Here is a 20,292-nt window from a genome sequence, read left to right on the forward strand (position 1 = left end):
TCCTTTGGGTCGCCGGCGTGGACCGCCCCGTGCACCACCCGGACGCCGTCGTCGATACCCCGCCGTCGGGGCTCGGTGTTGGTCACGCTCACCACGTTAGGACATCACGTCACCTCAGGCGCAACTTTCCCGTTGACAAATCGGCAAGGAGCCTGACTACGCGCGCTTGGAGCGTCCCCTACCCGGTCGCAGGCGACCGCGACCACCTGCTCCGCTGGAGCCAGCACGACGCCCGGAAGGCCGCCCGTCACTACCAGTACTCGACAAGAACGAGTCTGGACGGAACTCTTGAAGTTCGTTCCGCAAGCCGATCCTGGGGAGCATCAAGGATGTTGGACAGGTTCTCTCCTGAGGAGAGGATCAGTACATGTCCCCGAAACGACGGAAGGTCAGCCCGCAGTTCAAGGCCGAGGCCGTGCAGATAGTGCTGCCCTGACGTCGTTACTGGCCGAGCAGGTCCAGTTGACGCGCGCCGGTTCATGGGCAGGACCGGAGTGTGCTGGGACAATACCGGTTCGCCACCCGGGCTCGGGCCCGGTTTGCCATCGCGGGATACATCGAGGTCGACCAACTTCCGCAAAGTGTCGAACCCGTCGTCTGCAATCTGTCGTCTGCGCCATCTGCATAATGTCGACTAGAGGCTCTGCGAACTTGCCCACCGTATGAACGGCATCGGCGCAGTTCTGATCGAGGGGCCGAAGGCGTGCGGTAAGACGGCCACGGCGTTGCGCATCGCCAAGTCCACAGTGCGATTAGATGAGGATGAGTCAGCCCGGATGGCCCTGACGCTGGCACCCGACCAACTGTTCGACCAGCCCACCCCAATCCTCTTCGATGAGTGGCAAGTTGAGCCGGCAATCTGGAACCGTGTCCGCCGGAACATCGACGACCGCGGCCAGCGAGGGCTCTACATCCTCACTGGATCGGCCACTCCGAAGGACGACGCCAAGCGCCACTCCGGCGCCGGCCGCATAGGCACACTCCGAATGCGCCCGATGAGAGCCTGTTCGAGTCGGGGCACTCCAGCGGCGATGTCTCCATGCGCGACTTGCTCAACGGCCACACCCAGACGGGGTCGGGCGCGGCCCTCAACTTCGAGGATCTGATTCGGCGAATCGTGATAGGCGGCTGGCCGAGCCTGATGGATGCCGATGAGCACGAGGCCCGCTCGTGGCTGCGCAACTACCTCACCCAGATCGCAGAGGTCGACATCCACGCGCTCGGTGCCCGCCGTGACCCCCGCAACATCAACCGCCTCATGGCCGCACTTGCTCGTTCCGCCGGGCAGGCCGTCAAAGTCACCGAGTTGGCGAAGGACGTTGGAGGCCCTGAGGGGCCAATCGCACGAGACAGTCTGTATGCATATCTGGATGCCTTGGAGCGGCTCCATTTGACCGAGAATGCTGAGAGTTGGCGCCCGCATATGCGCTCTCGGACCCGGCTTCGCGCAGCGCCTATTCGATATTTCGACGACCCTTCGGTAGGGCTGGCTGCATTGGGGATCGGAGTGCTGAACTTCTCGCAGATCTCAGGGCCACTGGTTTCCACTTCGAGTCCCTCGTTATGAGGGATCTGCGCATCTACACCCAGCCACTGGCTGGCACGATCGGTGCATGGCGGGACTCTGACGGCAACGAGGTCGACGCGGTCGTCAGTCTCCCTGATGACAGGTGGGCGGCGTTCGAGGTCAAGATGAGCCCTACTGCTGTCGACGAAGCAGCCGCGAGCCTGCTCCACTTCGCGTCGAAGATTGACGTCAGCAAACACGGCGCACCAGGAGCACTGGGTGTCATCACTAGCACCGGGTACGCCGGAAGGCGCCCTGACGGAGTCCATGTCATTCCGATATCGGCGCTGGGCCCCTGAGCCGACACTTCGCGCAAGTCCCGTGTGTCTCGAACCTGGTGTCACAACTGCAGCCAGCCCCAGCCCATGGCCTTTGGTATGTCGTCGGTTCCTTTGGCCCTAGTCCGTCGTCATAGGTCTGTACCTGTCATCGAAGTTGCGGTGTTGAGTGCGGCGCCGCCGAGCGGCATGTCACCCACGACCACGGCCACGTGCCCAGGCCATCGTGGCCCACCTGCTCCAACTGAACCGGCGGGTAGTTCAATGCTGGATGTATGGGCGTGGGCGGCTGCGTCAGTGCACCTGGGACGCCCCCTCCGCTAGCCGGTCGGCGAGGTCGGTGCCCCAGGACCGGGCCCGGTCGATCTCATCGGCAAGGAGCGGCCCCTCGTACCCGTGGACGTAGAAGCTCTCGGGTTCGACGAGGAGCGTGGCGCCGTGCCGACGGAGCAGCTTGGCGGCCTTCTTGCTCGCGGCGCCCGGCAGGTTGGGGTGGCGGACGTGGGTGTCGAAGGCCGCCACAGGAGGCCGGATCTGGCCGGCCGCCTCGATCCATTCCCGCAGCCCGGCGTCACCTGGGTGGCCTCCGCGTCGGGCGGCGTCCTCGCGGGTCTGCGGGCGGCTCAGGCCGAAAGCGTGTGTAGGGGCGCCGACGACGAGAAGGTGGGTGTCCAGGGTGTCGGCGGGCGGTGCCGCACCGACGTCGAGCACTGTGACGTTGACGCCGGCTTGAGTAGTCACGCCGACGGCAACCGCCTCAGCGACTGCCTTGGTGTTCCCCCAGGCAGATTCGTAGACGATGGTGACATCCATGGTCGGTGTGCTCCTCTCGTACAGAAGGCCGACCTGCACGAGCACCACAGCCACCCCGGTCCTCCTTGAGGTCGAGCGTTGTGTGGTGCCGGTAGGCCGTTGGCTCGGTCAGAGTGTTCACTGGACTCCTCGGTCACTCCCACTCTCCTCCGCGGCCGCGCGGACGCAACCGACTAAAGTCCTTGGCATGCAGACGTCGCCGGTAATCCCGGCGCGCGGGCGCGCCGCCATCGGCGTAGAGCGCAGGTATGGGCCACGGTCCCGCTCGCAGGGCCGTCGACCGTGGTTCACTGGCGTCGTGCCGACATCGGTGCTCCGGGACCCGATCGGGCCCCGGGACCCGAGAGGAGCGACGATGACCGGCAACAAGGGCTTAAAGGTGACAAACACCAAGCCCGGAGGATGGCTGCTGATCTCCGGCATCGGAGGGCTCGGCCACATCGCCGAGCAGTACGCGGTCGCCATGGGGCTGAACAGCCGACGCCACCTGGGACGAGGGCACTCATGAGCGTGATCGCCAGCGCCATCTACGTCGACGGCCTACCGGTCGCCACACCGGACAGCCTGGAGCAGACCCTCGAACTGCTTCATCAACATGGTGGCATGGCCTGGGTGGAGCTCTACCGGCCCACCTCCCAGGAGGTCAGCGTCATCGCGGACGAGTTCGGCCTGCATGGGTTGGTCGCGGAGGACACCGACAAGGCGCACCAACGGCCCAAACTGGAAAGATACGGCCACACCCTGTTCACGGTGCTGCACCCTGCTCGATACCTCGAGGATGTCGAACAGGTCGAGTTCAGTGAACTGCACGTATTCACCCGTCCTGGTCTCGTCGTCACCGTCAGGCAACAGGCGGCACCTGACCTCGGACGGGTCAGGCACCGGCTCGAGACCGACCCGGACATTCTCCGTCTCGGTCCCGGGGCGGTGCTCTACGCGATCCTGGACGAGGTCGTGGACCAGTACGGCCCGGTGGTGGTCGGCCTGGAGAACGACATCGACGAGATCGAGGACGAGCTCTTCGACAGCGACCCGGCGGTCTCACGCCGAATCTACGAACTCTCCCGTGAGGTCATGGCTTTCCAGCGCGCCACCCACCCCTTGGTGGGCATGCTCGAAGGGCTCGAGCAGAGTTTCGTCAATGACGACGTGGACGTGGAGTTGCGTCACCGGCTTCGTGACGTCCATGACCACACGTTGCATGTGGTTGAACGTGCCGACGCGTTTCGGAGCCTGCTGCAGAACGCCCTGGCAGTCAACGCCACCCTGGTGGCCCAGCAGCAGAGCGAAGAGACGCGTCGAGTCACCGAGGCCACCTACCAACAAAGCGAGCAGGTCAAACGGATCTCCTCATGGGGGGCGATCCTCCTCGCCCCCACCCTGGTCGGCACCATCTACGGCATGAACTTCCACCACATGCCAGAGCTCGATTGGGCCTACGGCTACCCCCTCGCCCTGCTCGGGATGGTCGCTCTCGGTGCGGTCCTGTACGCCGTGTTCAAGAGGCACCACTGGCTATGAGTCCCCTTGGTGCGGGCCGTGTCGGACGCACCCGACTAACGAGGCACTTGCACACCGAGTAGGAAAGGTAGTCGCTGGTGGTGTCGGGCTCTTCCCGACGCCCGAGCCGACCACATTCGGTGGCGCGGCCGGGCCGATCCCTTGGGGAGGTGCGCCATGAGCGCACTACTTGTCGGGTACGCCCGATGCTCCACCGATCAGCAAGACCTCACCGCGCAACGCGATGCCCTGCTCAGCCTAGGCGTCGAGATCGAACGCATCTACGTCGATCACGGCCTGACCGGCACCAACCGAGAACGCCCTGGCCTGCGCGAGGCCCTTGCCGCGTGCCGGGCTGGGGACACCCTGGTGGTCACGAAACTCGACCGCCTGGCCCGGTCCCTGCCCGATGCGCGGGCGATCGCGGACGAGTTGACCGCCCGACAGATCAGCCTCTCGCTCGGCGGCTCGGTCTACGACCCGACCGACGCAGTCGGTCGTCTCCTGTTCAACGTGCTCGCCATGGTCGCGGAGTTCGAGTCCGACCTGATCCGGCTGCGCACGGTCGAGGGCATGAAGGTCGCCAAGGCCAAGGGTCGGCTGAAGGGCAAGCAGCCCAAACTCAGCCGAAAGCAGGAAGCGCATCTGGTGTCGCTGGTGCACAGCGGCGAGTACAGCACTCTCGAGGTCGCCGAACTTTTCGGTGTCGGCCGCTCTACCGTCTATCGCGCCATCCAACGCCAACGGCTGGCAGCCAAGGCCGAGCTCGCGGACGCGTCGGCACGAGGCTGAACGTCCACCTTGGCGGCGTCCCGCTCCGGACACCCTCGCGGGACGCCGTCAAGCGAGTTTCCCTCGAAGCCAGCCACGAGAGCGGCATCCTGATGAAGGATCCGGCCGCGGGACATCCGGACATGGCAGGCTGGGGTTCTCGGCCTCTACGAATGCACGTGACGTACTCAGTTCGGCAGCCGGCGTACGCCATAGCGCAGGTGGAGCACTCGGTTGCCCTGAATGATCAGGTCGGGATCGTCCAACAGGTGCTGAACATCGACCGACCCGAAGAAGCGCTTGCCCGAGCCGAGCACGACGGGGACCACGTCCATGCGCACCTCGTCAACAAAGCCCGCGGCGAGGAACTGGCCGCCGACGTCTCCGGCCGCGACCTCGACGGTGCGGTCACCCGCGAGGTCCCGCGCCTTGGCCACCGCTGCCTCGATACCGTCGACGAAGTGGAACGGCGGCCTTGGGTCCCAACCCTCGGGGGGCGGGCGGTGGCTGACGACGACGACGTGGTCAACCCCAGCCGGCGGCGCCCCGTCCCAGCCGTCGGTGATGTCGAAGACGTGGCGCCCGGCGATCGTCACCGCAAGCTCGTCCCAGTAGGGGCGAACGTAGTCGTAAGACGCCTGCGACACCTTCAACACGCCGCTCTCATCCAGCGCCACCTCACCGCTGACCAGCCACTCGAACAACGGCCCGGGGTCGTCGTTCTCGGCTGCGATGAAGCCGTCGACCGACACCGACGCGTACATGACTACCTTGCTCATGGGGACTCCTTCGATGGGGGGATCTGTCCCTGCAGTCTGCGCGCGTCGAGTTGCTCGCTCTTGTAAGAATTCAATCGGCCGGCAACGGCCAGCCGTCGAGCACGTGGCCGGGATGCTCGCGCAGGAAACGCCTCCGGACCTCGACGTACCGGGTCGGCGTGAAGCCGGTGAACTCTCGGAACTCGTGAGCGAAGTGCGCCTGGTCGAAATAGCCGGCGCGAGCGGCGAAGTCTGCCCAGTCGATCGGGTCGGCGGGATCGAGGGCGAGCACGGTGGTGGAGAAGCGGTGGGCTCGGGCCAGCCGCTTCGGCGTGACGCCGATGACCTGCTGGAAACGTCGTGCCAGAAGGGTGCTGCTGACACCTCTCGCCACGATGAGATCGCCGATCGGCACCGTCCCACCGGTCGCCGCGATGGCGGCGCTCGCATGGCGAACCAGATCCAGCCCGGGGATATCCCGCAACTGACGCGTCAGCGCCGCCTCGAGCAGGGTCAGCATCTGGTCGGGTTCGGCCACTGCAGCCAGCTGGTCTCGCAACTCGGTGATGGTGGGCCGGCCCCACACCTGCTCGATGGTCGCCGGCCGGTCGCGCAACTCGTCTGCGGCCATCGGCAGGAACGGTGCCAGCCCCCACGCCTTGAAGTGCACGCCGACCGACCGGCTGGAAATCGGGTAGCTGAAGTCCCACGCACGGGTGGGCGTGCTGACCACACAGCCGTCGGCGTACTCTGCCGCCTCGACGGCGTTGCCCGCACGGATGTGAAACGGCGCCCCGAGATTCACGATGAGCAGCGGCGCCGGCGCCGCCGGCAGCGTCAACCGGCGGTACGGCGGCTCGCCCGCCAGGTAGTAGATGTCGTGGACCAGGCCGTCGAGCGGCGGCCGCGGCGCCCTGGACACGTACTCCATGCGTACAGCATTGCCGACCACGCAGCTGAGGCGCGAATAGCAGGAACTACCCAGGACTCGCCGGTCCCATTGCTCTTCCCCGCACGTCGATCCCCCTACGGGGCCGGCCGGCCACCGAGAGGCGAAAGTGCAGCCGGAGAGTCAAAACTCATCCGAGGTGTTGCGCGATGTCTAGGGCGTGTCTGCTAAAGATTTCGAGGCTGGTCAGCGATCGTGGAGCTCATGGTTCGTGATGGAGTGATTAGTGATGAGTTGTGGGCGGCCCTGACGCCGGCGTTGCCACAGGATTCGGGCCGGCGTGGTCGTCCGTGGAACGACCACCGGGTGATGCTGGAGGGGATCATCTGGCGGTTTCGCACCGGTTCGCCCTGGCGGGATCTGCCGGTGAAGTTCGGGCCGTTCCAGAGCGTGTGGGAACGGCACAAGCGGTGGTCACAAGACGGCACCTACACCCAGATGCTGGCCGCTGTGCAGCAGGAAGTGGGCCTGGACCCCAAGGAGGCGGAGGCGATTTTGTCGATCGACTCCACCAGTGTGCGTGCCCATCAGCACGCGGCCGGTGCCCGCCGGGACTCGGTTGTCACGGACCCAGAGCAGGACACAGGGGGCAGAATCGAATGACAAGAATTCTCGCCTCGTGCCCGGTGAGCCGCCGGATCATGCCCTGGGTCGCTCCCGCGGCGGGCTGACCGCCAAGGTCCACGTATTGGCCGATGCCTCCTGCACTCCGGTGCTGGCCCTGGCCGGTGCGGGCCAAGGTGGAGACAACCCGATGCTCGCCCCGCTGGTGCAGGCCCTGCTGACCACCGGGGCCAGGGGCGACTTTCGTCTGCTGGCAGACAAGGCCTACTCCCACCCCAGTACCCGGATATATCTGCGCGCCAAGGGCATCAAGCACACCATTCCCGAACGATCCGACCAGATCGCTCGCCGCAAGGCCAAGGGCTCCAAAGGTGGACGTCCACCGGGCTTCGACGCCGAGGTCTACAAGTTACGCAATACCGTCGAGCGAGCCATGAACCGGCTCAAACAGTGGCGGGGCCTTGCTACTCGATACGACAAGTACGCCATCACCTACCTTGGCGGCATCACTCTGGCGATGATCATCGGGACCTACCGGGCCAAGAAATAGCAGACATGCCCTAGACCCCAACGCGACGAGTGTTGCCGAAGTCCGGAGAGTTGCACCTGAGGTGCATCCCAATGCAGCGGCTCGCGGCATCCTCAGGAGAAGCCACTGTCTTGCCTCAAGGGAAACTCGAGGCTAGGCTTTCCTTGAGGGAAAGAGAGAGTGGGGAGAAGGCCGTGGGACTGCCGGAAGGGGCGCCGAAACGCAGTGAGGCACAAGCCACGCTCGACGAGGTAGAGAGGGTTCGCTCGGTCAACGACGAGCGGCTGCGTCGTCCCGGCCGGTACTGGACGATGCTCGGCGGCTTTCTCGCGGTGTTCGCGATCGCACCCCTCATCATCGACCGGGTGCCGGACCCGTACGGCTACCTCCTGCCGCCGGCGCTGATCCCGCTCATCGCGGCAGTGAGCATGTGGGGGGCACCATCGGCGAAGCCCCGCTATCGGCTCAAGGACGCCAAGGTCTCCCAGCTCGTCGTGCTCGTCGTTGCGTGTGGAGTGTTCGTTAGCATCAACTCAGGGCTGTACCGGGCGTTCGAGTTGTGGTGGGTACCGGTGTGCGCTGCGGTCCTGGCATTCGCCGTCGGGGCAGTGGGAGGCCGTCGGCTGGATCGCTCGTGGGCGCGGGCGGCGAGCCGCGGTGAGTAGACCCGAACAGGATGGCGCCGCAGCCCCAGGCGGCTTCGCCGGCCTCGACCCTCTGATCCACCCCCTGCAACGAATCAAGATCTGCGCGTTTCTCGATCCAGTCGAGGAAGAAGAGTTCGGCGAGCTACGCGATCTACTTGAAACCAGCGACTCCGCACTGAGCAAGCAACTGTCCGTGCTAACGGAGGCTGGCTACGTCGAGCAACGACGCACGTCGCGCGGCGGCCGCAGTCGAGTACGGGTGCGCCTGACTCCAGCGGGGCGTCGTGCATTCCGAGGCCACCTCGACGCGCTGGCAGTGCTCGCTCAAGAAACCTGACGTGACGAAAGCCTCGCACGGGGGTGTTGTCCATTTGCGACACATCCGTTGCGCACGGTCTGCCCCAACGCGACGCTCGACGGGTACTGAGGGCGAATGTCGTACTCCGCCCCGGTGAAGGATACGTGCCGAGGGCTGCCCGAGATCGTGCTAGCCGGCGTTTCCGTAAGACGAACCGCCCACGGGGGATCGACAACTGGCACCGTTTGGTGCCAAACTGGCACCATGAGACGAATGAACTTGCGAGACGTGCCTGAGGATGTGTATGCGGCGCTAGCTCAGGCGGCCGAGGCCAACCGACAGTCGCTGTCGGCGTTCGTCGTCGAGCGGCTTACCGAGGTCGCGAGGGTGACGCGCCTCGACGACTACGTCGCGTCGTACCAGCCCCCTGAGGGTAGCGGTGTGACCATCGAGGACGCGGCCGCCGCGGTGCGGGAGGTGCGCGAGGCGTCATGACCCTTGCCGTTGTCGACGCTTCCGCCCTGGTCGCCTTCTATGCGGCCGACGATCCGCGACGGGAGGCAGTTGCGGCTCGGCTGGCGGCTGGTGACGCGCTGTTCGCACCGGCTCACTTAGACGCCGAGATCGTGTCAGCACTGCGCGGCCTGAGCCGGCCGAATACCACGCTGCGGGCGTCCGTCCCGGCGGCGTTGCGGCACCTGGCGGGTTTCCCCATCCGGCGGATGCCGCTCGCACCGCTGCTACAGCGGATCTGGGAGTTGCGCGAAAACCTCACCGCTTACGACGCGGCGTACGTTGCCCTAGCCGAGCGGCTGGACGGCAATCTCATTACCTGTGACAGGAAGTTTGCCGGGGCAAGCGGACCGCGCTGCTCGTTTCAGCTGATCACCTGACTGCTCGTCTCGATGGTCGATCCTCGATTGGCGAGTGACGCACTTGGCCACGTAGTCAAGTCAGACCGCGCGTTGAACTTCGGAGGGTGAGAGCGCGAGCCAGTACCGGTGCCGGTGGGTGGTTCGTCCCCGCGTAGGCCGGGGAGCGAGAGGACGCAGGGCGTGCTGCATAATCATGTCTGGTCCGCCCTGGCCGCGATTCCGGCATGGGACAACAGCATCGAGTTGACTTCTCTGTATGCGCACCCAGACCTGTACGGGGCGACGAGCCCACCCCAAACTAGACTTCCGAATACGTTCCGAATACGATGGGTGGCATGACTCTCGCAGCCGACCACCCCGCGTACACCCGGCGCTCCTCGGACCTGAGCAAGCACTCGGCCGAGGTCTTCGCGGAAGCCGAGGACCACCCTGTCACGGTGACCCGCCGCGACGGCGAGTCCCTGGTGCTCATGTCCCAGCGCGAAGCCAACGCCCGAGCCGAGCTCCTGCACATTGCCGCCACTCTAATCACGGTGACGCTCGAGGAAGGGCCGCTGAGCGAGCGCATGGCGAGCCGGTACCCGTGGATGTACGCGCTGAGCTCCCAGGACCGGGAGCAGTGCGCCCGGGACCTTATCGACGCCGCGAGGGCGTCCTTCTCGACGCAGCAGCCGCACCTGGCAATCGCCCAGCTCGCCAGCTGGCGTGAGACGGCCACGGCGATCGCCGCAGGCCTGGGCTCGCAGCCGGTCGAATGGCTCGACGAGAACGACGACGCCGTCGTCGTCACGGTCGTCGAGCGCCCCTGAGCATGCCCAAGGAGACAGTCGTCCCGCGACCGCCGAAGAAGTCGGAGTACGTGCTGAAGTACGCCACAAAGCAGTCCGAGAAGGGCTGGCGCGACCTTGTGGCGACGATCAGGAACCCCATGAGTGAGACCTGGGACTTCCTGACCCGTACACCCCTGATGACGACCCCGACCAACTACGAGCTCAAGGGACCCCTGGCCCTGATCACCCGGGGCGGCCAGACCTTCCAGCGCTGGCAGCACAAGCCCACCCTGAAGGGGACTGCGCGGGTGTGGTTCTACGTCGACGGCAGCACCGTCTACCTGGAACAGGTCCACACCGCACATCCCAACGAGACCAAGTAGCAGGGCATGGGAAGCTTCACCCCGCGGGTGATGCGCCTGCTCTCGGACAGGCTGACCGGTACGCCGGTGCGCGAGATCGACGCGCTGTTCGAGGACCGGGGAGTCGCCCTCGGATCGCCGCAGCCGCGCGAGAACGACGAGAGCGTCCGGCGCGAGCGGATGCGCCGATACCTCACGAGCCTCGACCTGGACGATGCCGTCGGAGTTCAGCGCCTGACCGAGGTGTTCGGCGACGTGCTGCAGAAGATCATCGAGGACAACCCGACAGGCTGGGCCAGCAACGACGGGCTACGGGACAAATGGATCCGGATTCTGCGCGAGGACGCAGGCTCGGCGACAGCGTCGACACGGATCCACGGCTCGCCGTGAGCACCGCCAAGGCCCTGATCGAGTCGACCGCCAAGTGCGTTCTCACCGCACGCGGGCAGAGCTACACCCGAGCAGCGAAAGTGCCTGCCCTGGTTAACGCCGCCCAGGAATCGCTCGGCCTCGCCCCCAAGTCAGTCAGCGACGAGGACCGCGCGCTTCGCCAAGCCCTGCAGTCGCTGGTCACCCTCACCCAGAGCGTGGCCGAACTCAGGAACAGCGTCGGCATCGATCACGGAGCCGAGGATGTGCCGAGATGGGTGCGTCCACGACACGCCCGCCTGGTCGTCGGCGCGGCTCAAGTCTGGTGCCAGTTCATGCTCGAGACGCTCGCCGATCCCGATGCGCCCTGGCGTCGCTCGAAGTCCTGACCACAGCCAGCTTCGGATGCAATCGACCTCGCTGCCGCGGTTCGTCTCCTGCCCGCCGAATGTCTCGGCGGGTTTGGTGACACCAGCGGACGAACGCCTGAAACCAAGTGCTCCGGCCGCTCGCGGCGTCAACCACCAGACCGTCTTGTGTTCGAGCCGATCCGCGCAACTACCGGCAAGTTGGCGAAGCACGCACTGGCAGATGCTGTCCGACCGCGTCCTGCTCGCGGAGCGCTGATCGCCGGCCAACGGACGCCACGAACCTGCGGCTCACCCACGGGATCGTCGACTCCCGAGCGGCCGCCCTGTCCCGTGGCTGGACGACATACGACGACACCGGCGGCTCATCGTTGATGGGGTTAACCATCGTGCTGCAGGGGTGTGCCGAGCGGACGTCCGCAAGCGTAACCGCGTCGCCTTATACCGATCCTTCACCGGTAGGGAGCGCGGCAGCAGGTTGAGGAGCCGGCCTCGCGTTGGGGTACACCCTGCGCCACAGACCTGTGGCGGGCGGTCGGAGTTAAAACGCCCCAGGGCCAAGCGAACTGTACGCATTGGGGTGAGTCTGGGATCGTTGCTTCAGTGATCCGACGGACGACCCTTGAGGACCTGGCCCAGGCCCACGTACCGTGGCTGAAGCCGGACGGCTGGCGGCCGAACGGTCACTCGTTCGTGGAGTTGGCGGGCGATCAGATCGTGGGTGCGGCAATGCGATGTCCGAACCGCGTGCACCCGACACGAGAAATCGCGTGGCTTCAGCTACCCAGGACAGGGCCGAGCGGCCTTCTCGATGCGCTCGTGGACGTTGGTGGCCTACCGATGTCCATCAAAACGCGGCCGTGCAGTCGAGAGCAGGCCGCGGTGCTCTCGGTGGGAGGAATCCGGTACCAGCACTGCCCAGCCGAACTCGTGTCCACTGGATCGGAATCACTCCAGGCCTGGTGTGAGGCCAACCATAATGCACCGGTTGAATCTGCCTCTGGGTGGACGAACGAGAACCTCAACGACGCGTGGACGCGCCTCTATGAGGTCGTGCATGCCTCATGGTCTCCAACCGCCGAACGATCGGCGCTTCTCGCCGAGTTTGGACCCATGATCGCCGAGGAACTCAATACCGAGCGCTCGACCCTGAGCCTCATCGAAGGGGGCCTGGTCGCCGCGTGCTTCGTCTTCGGCACGTCAAACGACACCGAACTCGAGGCCATCACCGAGGCCCTGGTACCGAAGCACCCAGGTGCTCGACGGGCTGTCGCTGCGTGCATGGCCAAAGTCCTCGAGGAGGCAGCCGGAGTTCCGGTGATGTTCGATGGCCATCTCAGCGATCCACACTTCTATCCGCTCCTGCAGACCCTTCCGGAGGTCCAGGCGAACGAACTCGCCCCACTCGACCTCCTGGAGATCTCATCACGCTCGCCGTTGTCCACCGGCTCAGAACGAGGCCCGTCCCATTAGGGTGCACCCCGCTGCATCCTCCATTCGAACGGACGAAATGTTGCTTGGCGGTTATGTGGCGAGGTCCTGTCGCCGCTGCAGGTCGGCGTCCGTCCGTTCCGACTTCGCACCGATCGCGGACTTCACAAACTGACATCCCGGTTGACGTTCCGCTTACGAGACGAATTCGATGAGACCTACGAGGGGCATCCTTTGCCGCTCGCGAACACAGCGAGCAGTCCCCGGGGCGCATCTGCCACTGGGCCCTACGACACAACTCCGCTCGCGTGCATTGTTTGGCGCGAGGGTTGTCACTCAGGGTCGCCGTCGGCTACCCATTCCAGGAGGTCACCCGGTTGGCAGTCGAGTACTTCGCACATCGCCGCTAGGGTGCTGAACCGGATCGCCTTCGCCCGACCGTTTTTCAGGACTGCGACGTTCGCCGGGGTGATCCCTACTCGTTCGGCGAACTCAGCCACCGGCATCTTCTTCTTGGCCAGTTCAACATCGATGCGAACGACGATGGCCATCAGATGACTACATCCATTTCGCTTCTGAGCGTGGTGGCACGGACTAAAAGTGTGCGCATAACTGTCATCAGCAGAGCAAGCCCCAAGCCTGTCAGGGCACCACCATCAACACATCAGGCCCCACAGCGGCGGGCCCGCTACAGTCGCTGACTGGTAGGCGATCGTCGCCATGCAGACGAGGCTGCTGCCGAGGAAGGCTCCAATGATTCCGTCGACCCAGCCGAAGGCGCGGGTTGAGAATACCTCACCGCTTCGGACAAACCCCAGTAGCCGCAAGGTGCAGATGATGCCGACCTGGACACAGATCAGACCCAAGATCGCCAGCGTCAGGATGGGCCAGCGCATATGGGCCTCATCTGGCAGATCGCGCGCCACCACCCCAGACAGCCAAGGCAGGCCAACTAGTTGGACCGCAGCGATGACGACCAGGGCAGCCACCAGCATGGCTTGCAGGGCAACGACGACGAAGCGATTACTCATGCCCTCGAGCGTAACTAGCGTTCGATCGAAAGTCGATAGATATCTATCTTGCTTGCAGCGGTTGGTAACCGGGCTCCCGCACGAACACTGAACAACGGAGGGAGCCACCGTGCCGTTGGGCGATGGTGGGTAACACTTACGGTCCTGGGGACATGTACAGGGTAAGTCCGTCCGAGGGAGGAGTTGACGTGCCCGATGGCTCGCGCGAGCAACGCTTTCAAGCCTTGTTCGATGCCAGTTTTGACGACCTCACGCGGTTCGTCCGGCGGCGAATCCGTGAGGGTGATGACGTTGTTGCCGAGACCTACCTGGTTGCCTGGCGGTCGCTGGAGCAGGTCCCGCTCGGTGAGGGTGAAGGCAGGGCCTGGCTGTTCACCGTGGCGCATAACCTCATGGCCAACCAACGCCGCAAGGATGCCCGCTTGGTGGCGTGGGAGCCCTCAGATGTTCCGTCCGAGGACGAGTTCGAAGCAGCAGACACCCGCATCGACCTCTCCCGCGCATTCTCCCGACTGAGCCCAGAGGACCAGGAGGTCCTGGCACTGGTCGTGTGGGAAGGCTTGACCTCGGCCCAAGCCGCCTCGGTCCTGTCCATCACGGCACGTGCCTTCCGTGTCCGACTGCATCGGGCCCGTCGCCGACTACGAGTTGGGATGCATCGACCCCACTCAGCCCCCACACCCATTCTGAGGAGCAGTTATGACGTACCTCGATGAACTCAGGCGCATTGATCCGGCCGGACCTGCCGATTCGGCTGCGCACAAGCGACCCGAAGCGCAACGACTTGCCGAGCAGATCATGGCGCACCCGGTTGAGCCTGCCACCATCCGGCGCCAAGGCTCCAGGCGCATCCTGCTGCTGGCAGGTGCAGCCGCCGCGGCGGTAGTTGGCGCGCTGGTCTTCGTCCCCGGGCTGACCGGTGACGATGCCTATGCCACGTGGACCGCAGTGCCCACGCCAGCTAGCGCTGATGTTAGTTCCGCCGCCGCCGAAGCCTGCAGTATGTTGATGGGCGAGGTCAATGCAGCGGCTGAAAGTGCCTCTGGCAGTCCCACTGCGGTGCCCGGCAGCAGCGATGCGGAAATCGTCGAACAACGCGGGGTGTTCACCTACGTGGTGCTGCACCTGCCTCTGCTCGCGCGGGCTGCCTATTTGAGGGTGACCTTGAGGACCCAACCGCGTACTCCGGCTCGCTCATGCACGTCGGCAACTACGACGAGCCGGAGCCAGATGGGATCAGTGCAGCAGTCCTGACGAACAGCGAACACGACGGGGAGCACTTGGTCTTCATCAGTGCCCGATCCGGCCATCTGGTCCAAGGTGCTGAGTTGCACGTGCCCGGCACACCTGAACCCGTGCATGCCAGCATCGACGATGGAATTCTGGCAGCCTGGGTGCCTTCATGGATATCTGACGCGCGGGACATCACCCTACGGCTGCACCTGGCTGACGGCTCCTCCGTCGACCTCGATCAGGAGCAGATTCATACTGCGGGACACGCAGACTGATATGCGCGCCCAGCCGAGATCTTGTTCCGGCGCAGTGACGCGCGTCCAGTTTCAACGAGCCTGCTGATAGGTCAACGTTCCGCAGGCGGATGGACAAATGGAACCTTGTCAATCTTCCCCGGCAGCCCGGCGTTGCTGCTATGTCGGGGGTATGCGGCATAGTGCAGGGCAACAGCGAGAGACGGAACCCAGCGCGTGACCGACCCCCAGAACCCCGACCAGGATGCCCCAGCCTCAACGGTGTTAGAAAGTGGTGCTTCATTGACTGCTGAGAGTCTTACCCCGGACGGGTTTCGGCACGAACTTCGATCTCTTGCGTCGTTGTTTCAGGTCGAGCGCCACGGCACCTACGTGGAGCACCTCGAGAGGGTTGTCGAGGACGTCAAGAATAGGAACGTGGCATTGACGGGCCGGTACGGCACCGGCAAGTCCAGCGTCCTGGACGAGTTCGAGGATAGGCACCAAAGCAGGGTGCTACGGGTTACCATCACAACACTTGGACCGGACCGCGATGGCGAGGGACTGACCAACCGGATCCAAAAAGAACTGGTCAAGCAGTTGATCTACCGGACCGAACCCGGCGAACTGCGCTCTTCACGCTTTGCCCGCACCGATCCCGATCCCATCGCTTCCAAGTACGCTTGGCTACAGACCGCCGTTGCCACAGCCGTGCTCGGGCTCTTCCTCGGCCTCGGCGGATGGTTGCCCGATGTCGCCGCCTTCCCTGACGACCTGTCGTGGACCTGGAGGTCGGTCGGCGCCATCCTGCTGTTCGTCCTAGCCTGGCTGCTGTTCTACGGCGCGGCGACCACTATCGCTTGGTGGCTTCGGATGGCAGCGGACAGCCGCATCATCACCAGCCTGTCGACGGCCGGGGCCTCGATCACGCTCGGGGAGCGCGACGACACCTACTTCGACACTTACCTCGACGAACTCGTCACGTATTTCGACCGGGGCAACGAGGACTACGTCATCCTCGAAGACCTCGACCGGTTTGACGACCCGGCTATCTTCGATTCGCTGCGCGAGCTGAACACTATCCTCAACGCCTCGCCGGGCCGAGGTGCGGCCGCGCCCGATCGGCAACTGTGCTTCATCTACGCCATCAAGGACAGCCTGTTCGAGCGGCTCGTCGAGCCTGAGCCCGAGGAGAAGGACGACCGCGGGAAGGCAGAAGCAGAGAGCCGAGCAGACGACGAGAAGACAGCCAGGCCTTGCGAGAACGCCGAGGACCGGACCAAGGTGCAGCGTGAAGTCCTAGCCGAGAGAGCGAACAGAACCAAGTTCTTCGACGTCGTCATCCCGATGGTTCCGTTCCTGTCGCACCGCAACGCCCGCGACGTCCTAGAAGGGGAGCTGGCCAAGCGCAGCATCCCCACCGGCACCGTGTCGCGGGCTCTGCTATCGCTGGTGGCTCGATACGTCACCGACATGCGTTTGCTGCTGAACATCCTCAACGAGTTCACCGTGTACGCCCAGCGGCTGTTGTGGGTCAATCATCCGGCCCCCGAACTGACTGGGGACCGGCTCTTCGCCCTGGTGGTGTACAAAAACTTTCGCCTGGCCGACTTCGAGGCCGTCCCTACACGCAAGAGCGCGCTCGACGACCTGGACCGTGCCCATCGACGCTGGTCCGTCACGCCGTCTCTACCCGTCAGGTTGAGCGCCTGCAGGCCCGCGAGTCGGTCACCGAGGCCGGGCAGAGCGCGCTCGCCGATCGCTTGGGCCGCGAACTGGTGCTCGTGTCCCGAGGTGTCCTGCTTGCAAACCAATCTAATCTCAGAGAGCCAGTTCGCTACCGAGTCGGCACCGAGCACTTCGATGTGTCTAAGGTGGGCACCATCGCGTTCTGGGAAGCGGTGGCGCAGAATCATAGCATCACCGTCGAACCGTTCAACGGGAGGCGGCCCCACCCGGGCGGCGCCAAGGAAATCAACGAGACAGCACTGCAGAGTTGGTTCCCCGACGCCTTCACAGAGGGGGTCTGGCCGACCGAACGGAACACCGCCGCCCATCGCCGAATCGAGCTCCTCACCCAAGAGATCGACTTCCTTCGCGGGGCCGGGTACACCGACCTGTTGGAACGCCCCGAGTTCACTGACAAGCAAGGCTTGACGTTTTCCGTTCTCCTGGAGGAGACGCTCCTGACTTCCGACATCGCCAGGGAACTCGTGCGCAAGGGATACATCAACCGGAACTTCGCGACCTACTCGGCCGCCTTCTACGGCACCTTCGCAGGCATCGACGCCGAGACCTTCTACTACCGCGGCGTCCAACCCAACGAGATGCTGCTCGACCACCGTTTCGCGAGCGAGCACTCCCTGCGCAACCTGCTCGAGCAGCTCGACGACACCGAACCCGACTTCTACCGCACCGTCAGCGCCCTCAACCCGCAGATCGTCACGTACCTCCTCGAGCACCGCTCAGATAGGGCCTGCAAGATCGCCGGCTTCCTGGCGTCGCACTTCGACGACAACGCCCGCGAGTTTCTGGCCACGTACCTCGCCGAAGACCGCGCCCCCCACGCCACGCTCGTCGGTCTGCTCGCCGCGCATCCCTGGCCTAGCCTCTTCGACTATCTGGCCTCCGACGCCGTCCCCGACACGCTTCGGCTGGGGCTGGTCAGCACCGCCCTGACGACCGCCACCGGCGTGGTCGACTTTGCTCTGGGCGACGGTATCCGCGGCTACATCGCGAACCACTACGCCGAGATCGGGGCTTTCACCGAGAAGCAGAGCCAGCAGCGCGCGGAGGTCGTCAAGGACTTCGCCCGCGAGTGCGACGTGCAGGTCGAGGACCTGACCGGTGTCGCGCAGCCGCTACGAGGCCTTCTGGTCGCCGCGCAGATGTACGTCCTGACAGCCAAGAACCTCCGGGCCGCCCTTGGAGTTACAGGACCAGTGTCGCTCGACGTAGTCGGAAAGAACGAGGGCGTCAACATACGCTGCCTCACCGACGTCAGCGCCTACCTGCAAGCCGTCGACGAGGACCCCGCCACCCCGTTCGCCGTCGAGGAACCCGAGACCTTGCTGGCGTTGCTCACCGGAGACCATGAATGGTCCACCAGCCTGCTGAACTCTACCCTGGACCGCAGCAGCCCCGGCAGCGCCCTCAAGGACCTCTCGAGTCCCGCAGGCCACCTGGAAACCGCTGGCTGCGCGCCACCGGTTCGCCCTCACTGTCCCCAACTTGACCGAGTATATTGAGCACTTCGCCGTCGACGCGGAACTGGCAGGCCACCTGACCGCCCAGGGAGCCGCAATCCAGACCCATGGTGGGCCCTCCGACGACGTCGACGAGGCGTCTGGGCCGCTGCGGGCATCGCTGGCGCTGAGACTGCTCAATGCCCACGAAGAGCTCGAGGCGGCACATCGGGCCGACTTGGCCATTCAGTTGGGCGTCGGGCCGTCCGACCTACCGCTCGGTGAACTCGAGCCAGCCCCAGACGACCTGTTCGCCGAGATGCTCGACCGCGGCCTATTGAATATCGGCGAGGAGGCATTCGACCGGTTCGCCACCGCGGGGTGGATGTCCCTTTCCCAGGCGCTTGCCCGCCACATCGAGCTCCGACAGTTCGTGAGCGCATCGCGGATGAGTGAGGCACTTACTCAAGGGTTGCTCGAGGACGACAAGGCGGCTTCGGGGCTCCACGACCGGGTCTTTGCCGACTTCGACAACTTCATCGCCCCGTCCTCGCAGGAGGTCGGGCTCCACCGCGCTGCAGCACGTAGAGCCGTGAAGCGTGGGGAGAAGTTGAGCATTGCCCGCATCAGCCGGATCGCCAATGTTGCCCCTGATCAGGACACCGTCATTCCCCTGCTTACTGCCCATCAGGGACTCGACGGGGCCCGACTGGTCGAGATCTTGACCAAGTTGGGAGCGCCATACGACAAACTCCAGACAGCGGACGAGGAGGGCGACGTGCCGGCGGGGGACGCCGCCGCGACGTTGTTCAACCGGCTCGCCGCGACAGACAGGGTCAAGCTTATGAAGAAGAGGACGCGGTTCAAGGTCCTCTAACAGGACCACCCGCGCGTGCTGGTGGTCCTGCCGGAATTTCCCGCGCGGCGAGTAGAGAAACTCAGCTACTGCTATCCGTGCTGAGAGGGCGGCTACGGAGGCATGCCTCGCCCCGACATGGTGGGCAGGAGGCAGTTGGTGGGCAGGAGGCAACTAGTGGTCGATCGCCCGCAAGGGTACGTTGCGCCGCGGCGGACAGCGTGCGGCCTGGTGCCGGGCTGAGCGCGACCTGGGGCCCATCCCGCTAGTGGATCCTCCATCGAGACAGCGCGATCGGTGGGCGCCTTCGTGGAAGATGGGACGTATGGCTGCCGTGACTCGTCTCTTGACCGTCGTAGACATCGACGACAGAGCCGTTCCCCCTGTCTCGCTCGCCGACGGGCCGATATTGGATGGCTCCGAGCCGGGGTGGGCACCGGTTAGGCAAGAAGTTCATCCTGAAGATCCGCGAGTGATGTCACTCTCGGCCTTGTTCATGGCCGTCCTCGACGACGGTCGCCGCCTCACCGTGCTCGATGATCGGGGTTGGACCGAAAGCGGACCACCCAACATTTGGCGCCATACGTCCGTCGAATCGATCACGGCGCAGGCTCGTACGGTAGTCGGTCCGGACGAGCCGCCCGAGGGCCACTCCGAGGAGGCCTCGGCGACCGACCATTGGGAGTACCTCGCGGGCATTCTTGACCAGCAGGGCGTCCAGATTGCTGCCGGAGAGCTCGAGCATCTGCCCCATGACGTCGAGCTCACCGAGCGGCTACGCATCCGTCTGAGCAACGCCTGACGTTCTGCCGGGGAGCAACGTGCCGACGGATCTCGATCAACGCGTCACGAGGGCCGGACACGCCGCCCCGCAGCACGAGCAGATCGGCAAGCATGATGGTGGC

Annotated in this window: 24 protein-coding genes and 3 pseudogenes; 21 read left to right on the forward strand and 6 right to left on the reverse strand. The window is 64.9% G+C overall.

Annotated elements, in window-relative coordinates; all coding sequences use genetic code 11:
* Positions 1-662 precede the first annotated feature (662 nt).
* Entirely contained in the window at positions 663-1,106 is a 444-nt protein-coding gene (locus ACRRRO_RS07755; protein ID WP_434081336.1) for an AAA family ATPase, read from the forward strand.
* Between the two features lie 152 nt (positions 1,107-1,258).
* Positions 1,259-1,866, forward strand: a pseudogene (locus ACRRRO_RS07760) (DUF4143 domain-containing protein).
* 273 nt (positions 1,867-2,139) lie between these two features.
* Here the strand turns inward: ACRRRO_RS07760 and ACRRRO_RS07765 are convergent.
* The gene (locus tag ACRRRO_RS07765; protein WP_424795552.1) at positions 2,140-2,712 is read right to left on the reverse strand and encodes a flavodoxin/nitric oxide synthase; all 573 of its coding nucleotides are present in this window, start codon (positions 2,710-2,712) and stop codon (positions 2,140-2,142) included.
* Between the two features lie 304 nt (positions 2,713-3,016).
* On the opposite strand from ACRRRO_RS07765, the pseudogene ACRRRO_RS07770 reads away from it, so the two are divergent.
* The 3 genes and pseudogenes from ACRRRO_RS07770 to ACRRRO_RS07780 form a co-directional block, all read left to right on the forward strand.
* A pseudogene (locus ACRRRO_RS07770) lies at positions 3,017-3,130 on the forward strand (zinc-dependent alcohol dehydrogenase); the annotation flags it as partial.
* Between the two features lie 32 nt (positions 3,131-3,162).
* Positions 3,163-4,179, forward strand: a complete 1,017-nt coding sequence (locus ACRRRO_RS07775; RefSeq protein ID WP_424795551.1) for a magnesium and cobalt transport protein CorA — start codon at positions 3,163-3,165, stop codon at positions 4,177-4,179.
* A 156-nt stretch (positions 4,180-4,335) separates the two neighbouring features.
* Positions 4,336-4,950, forward strand: a complete 615-nt coding sequence (locus ACRRRO_RS07780; protein WP_424795550.1) for a recombinase family protein — start codon at positions 4,336-4,338, stop codon at positions 4,948-4,950.
* Positions 4,951-5,117: 167 nt separating this feature from the next.
* On the opposite strand, the gene ACRRRO_RS07785 is transcribed toward ACRRRO_RS07780, so the two are convergent.
* Positions 5,118-5,708 (reverse strand): dihydrofolate reductase family protein, encoded by a 591-nt coding sequence (locus ACRRRO_RS07785; protein WP_424795549.1) that lies wholly within the window; start codon positions 5,706-5,708, stop codon positions 5,118-5,120.
* Between the two features lie 70 nt (positions 5,709-5,778).
* The gene (locus ACRRRO_RS07790) at positions 5,779-6,618 is read right to left on the reverse strand and encodes a helix-turn-helix domain-containing protein (protein ID WP_424795548.1); all 840 of its coding nucleotides are present in this window, start codon (positions 6,616-6,618) and stop codon (positions 5,779-5,781) included.
* A gap of 222 nt (positions 6,619-6,840) precedes the next feature.
* On the opposite strand from ACRRRO_RS07790, the pseudogene ACRRRO_RS07795 reads away from it, so the two are divergent.
* The 10 genes and pseudogenes from ACRRRO_RS07795 to ACRRRO_RS07840 all read left to right on the forward strand — a co-directional run bounded on the left by ACRRRO_RS07795 (position 6,841) and on the right by ACRRRO_RS07840 (position 12,891).
* Positions 6,841-7,750 (forward strand): annotated as a pseudogene (locus tag ACRRRO_RS07795) (IS5 family transposase).
* Positions 7,751-7,821: 71 nt separating this feature from the next.
* Positions 7,822-8,394 (forward strand): hypothetical protein, encoded by a 573-nt coding sequence (locus ACRRRO_RS07800; protein WP_424795547.1) that lies wholly within the window; start codon positions 7,822-7,824, stop codon positions 8,392-8,394.
* Complete coding sequence (locus ACRRRO_RS07805; protein ID WP_424795546.1) at positions 8,387-8,713, forward strand: transcriptional regulator; 327 nt, start codon at positions 8,387-8,389, stop codon at positions 8,711-8,713. The genes ACRRRO_RS07800 and ACRRRO_RS07805 overlap by 8 nt, the downstream gene beginning before the upstream one ends.
* A 234-nt stretch (positions 8,714-8,947) precedes the next feature.
* A complete protein-coding gene (locus ACRRRO_RS07810) occupies positions 8,948-9,169 on the forward strand; it encodes a hypothetical protein (RefSeq protein ID WP_424795545.1) in 222 nt (73 codons plus the stop codon).
* Positions 9,166-9,567 (forward strand): type II toxin-antitoxin system VapC family toxin, encoded by a 402-nt coding sequence (locus ACRRRO_RS07815; RefSeq protein ID WP_424789355.1) that lies wholly within the window; start codon positions 9,166-9,168, stop codon positions 9,565-9,567. The genes ACRRRO_RS07810 and ACRRRO_RS07815 overlap by 4 nt, the downstream gene beginning before the upstream one ends.
* 317 nt (positions 9,568-9,884) lie before the next feature.
* Positions 9,885-10,358, forward strand: a complete 474-nt coding sequence (locus ACRRRO_RS07820; protein ID WP_424795544.1) for a prevent-host-death protein — start codon at positions 9,885-9,887, stop codon at positions 10,356-10,358.
* A 2-nt stretch (positions 10,359-10,360) separates the two neighbouring features.
* Positions 10,361-10,702, forward strand: a complete 342-nt coding sequence (locus tag ACRRRO_RS07825; protein ID WP_424795543.1) for a hypothetical protein — start codon at positions 10,361-10,363, stop codon at positions 10,700-10,702.
* A 27-nt stretch (positions 10,703-10,729) separates the two neighbouring features.
* On the forward strand, positions 10,730-11,071 hold the full coding sequence (locus ACRRRO_RS07830; RefSeq protein WP_434081337.1) for a hypothetical protein: 342 nt from the start codon (positions 10,730-10,732) through the stop codon (positions 11,069-11,071).
* On the forward strand, positions 11,068-11,439 hold the full coding sequence (locus ACRRRO_RS07835) for an abortive infection family protein (protein ID WP_424795541.1): 372 nt from the start codon (positions 11,068-11,070) through the stop codon (positions 11,437-11,439). Before ACRRRO_RS07830 ends, ACRRRO_RS07835 begins: the two co-directional genes overlap by 4 nt.
* A 1,092-nt stretch (positions 11,440-12,531) precedes the next feature.
* Complete coding sequence (locus ACRRRO_RS07840) at positions 12,532-12,891, forward strand: hypothetical protein (RefSeq protein WP_424790760.1); 360 nt, start codon at positions 12,532-12,534, stop codon at positions 12,889-12,891.
* 290 nt (positions 12,892-13,181) lie between these two features.
* Here the strand turns inward: ACRRRO_RS07840 and ACRRRO_RS07845 are convergent, their stop codons facing one another.
* From ACRRRO_RS07845 to ACRRRO_RS07855, 3 genes are read right to left on the reverse strand one after another with little or no spacing between them, the layout of a single operon-like run.
* Positions 13,182-13,400 (reverse strand): helix-turn-helix domain-containing protein, encoded by a 219-nt coding sequence (locus tag ACRRRO_RS07845; protein ID WP_424790761.1) that lies wholly within the window; start codon positions 13,398-13,400, stop codon positions 13,182-13,184.
* On the reverse strand, positions 13,400-13,495 hold the full coding sequence (locus tag ACRRRO_RS07850) for a hypothetical protein (protein WP_434081567.1): 96 nt from the start codon (positions 13,493-13,495) through the stop codon (positions 13,400-13,402). Before ACRRRO_RS07850 ends, ACRRRO_RS07845 begins: the two co-directional genes overlap by 1 nt.
* 10 nt (positions 13,496-13,505) lie before the next feature.
* Positions 13,506-13,880, reverse strand: coding sequence for a DUF2975 domain-containing protein (locus ACRRRO_RS07855; protein WP_434081338.1), 375 nt, complete (start codon positions 13,878-13,880; stop codon positions 13,506-13,508).
* Between the two features lie 188 nt (positions 13,881-14,068).
* On the opposite strand from ACRRRO_RS07855, the gene ACRRRO_RS07860 reads away from it, so the two are divergent.
* From ACRRRO_RS07860 to ACRRRO_RS07885, 6 genes are all read left to right on the forward strand, one after another.
* Complete coding sequence (locus ACRRRO_RS07860; RefSeq protein ID WP_424790763.1) at positions 14,069-14,596, forward strand: RNA polymerase sigma factor; 528 nt, start codon at positions 14,069-14,071, stop codon at positions 14,594-14,596.
* Complete coding sequence (locus ACRRRO_RS07865; RefSeq protein ID WP_434081339.1) at positions 14,580-15,134, forward strand: hypothetical protein; 555 nt, start codon at positions 14,580-14,582, stop codon at positions 15,132-15,134. The genes ACRRRO_RS07860 and ACRRRO_RS07865 overlap by 17 nt, the downstream gene beginning before the upstream one ends.
* A gap of 449 nt (positions 15,135-15,583) precedes the next feature.
* On the forward strand, positions 15,584-17,503 hold the full coding sequence (locus ACRRRO_RS07870) for a hypothetical protein (protein WP_434081340.1): 1,920 nt from the start codon (positions 15,584-15,586) through the stop codon (positions 17,501-17,503).
* Complete coding sequence (locus tag ACRRRO_RS07875) at positions 17,467-18,594, forward strand: hypothetical protein (RefSeq protein ID WP_434081341.1); 1,128 nt, start codon at positions 17,467-17,469, stop codon at positions 18,592-18,594. The genes ACRRRO_RS07870 and ACRRRO_RS07875 overlap by 37 nt, the downstream gene beginning before the upstream one ends.
* Entirely contained in the window at positions 18,578-19,408 is an 831-nt protein-coding gene (locus ACRRRO_RS07880; protein WP_434081342.1) for a hypothetical protein, read from the forward strand. Before ACRRRO_RS07875 ends, ACRRRO_RS07880 begins: the two co-directional genes overlap by 17 nt.
* Before the next feature lie 304 nt (positions 19,409-19,712).
* Positions 19,713-20,189: a hypothetical protein gene (locus tag ACRRRO_RS07885; protein WP_424792914.1), complete on the forward strand. Its 477-nt coding sequence runs from the start codon at positions 19,713-19,715 to the stop codon at positions 20,187-20,189.
* Positions 20,190-20,292 lie beyond the last annotated feature (103 nt).

Source organism: Sanguibacter sp. Z1732 (assembly GCF_051020515.1).
Taxonomy (GTDB): Bacteria; Actinomycetota; Actinomycetes; order Actinomycetales; family Beutenbergiaceae; genus CALKWS01.

Coding starts and splice junctions, on each gene's coding strand:
- ACRRRO_RS07800 (WP_424795547.1), top strand. CDS start 7,822: ATGCAGCGGCTCGCGGCATCCTCAGGAGAAGCCACTGTCTTGCCTCAA.
- ACRRRO_RS07885 (WP_424792914.1), top strand. CDS start 19,713: ATGGCTGCCGTGACTCGTCTCTTGACCGTCGTAGACATCGACGACAGA.
- ACRRRO_RS07840 (WP_424790760.1), top strand. CDS start 12,532: ATGATCGCCGAGGAACTCAATACCGAGCGCTCGACCCTGAGCCTCATC.
- ACRRRO_RS07820 (WP_424795544.1), top strand. CDS start 9,885: ATGACTCTCGCAGCCGACCACCCCGCGTACACCCGGCGCTCCTCGGAC.
- ACRRRO_RS07790 (WP_424795548.1), bottom strand. CDS start 6,618: ATGGAGTACGTGTCCAGGGCGCCGCGGCCGCCGCTCGACGGCCTGGTC.
- ACRRRO_RS07845 (WP_424790761.1), bottom strand. CDS start 13,400: ATGGCCATCGTCGTTCGCATCGATGTTGAACTGGCCAAGAAGAAGATG.
- ACRRRO_RS07780 (WP_424795550.1), top strand. CDS start 4,336: ATGAGCGCACTACTTGTCGGGTACGCCCGATGCTCCACCGATCAGCAA.
- ACRRRO_RS07785 (WP_424795549.1), bottom strand. CDS start 5,708: ATGAGCAAGGTAGTCATGTACGCGTCGGTGTCGGTCGACGGCTTCATC.
- ACRRRO_RS07755 (WP_434081336.1), top strand. CDS start 663: ATGAACGGCATCGGCGCAGTTCTGATCGAGGGGCCGAAGGCGTGCGGT.
- ACRRRO_RS07825 (WP_424795543.1), top strand. CDS start 10,361: ATGCCCAAGGAGACAGTCGTCCCGCGACCGCCGAAGAAGTCGGAGTAC.
- ACRRRO_RS07810 (WP_424795545.1), top strand. CDS start 8,948: ATGAACTTGCGAGACGTGCCTGAGGATGTGTATGCGGCGCTAGCTCAG.
- ACRRRO_RS07775 (WP_424795551.1), top strand. CDS start 3,163: ATGAGCGTGATCGCCAGCGCCATCTACGTCGACGGCCTACCGGTCGCC.
- ACRRRO_RS07855 (WP_434081338.1), bottom strand. CDS start 13,880: ATGAGTAATCGCTTCGTCGTCGTTGCCCTGCAAGCCATGCTGGTGGCT.
- ACRRRO_RS07815 (WP_424789355.1), top strand. CDS start 9,166: ATGACCCTTGCCGTTGTCGACGCTTCCGCCCTGGTCGCCTTCTATGCG.
- ACRRRO_RS07865 (WP_434081339.1), top strand. CDS start 14,580: ATGACGTACCTCGATGAACTCAGGCGCATTGATCCGGCCGGACCTGCC.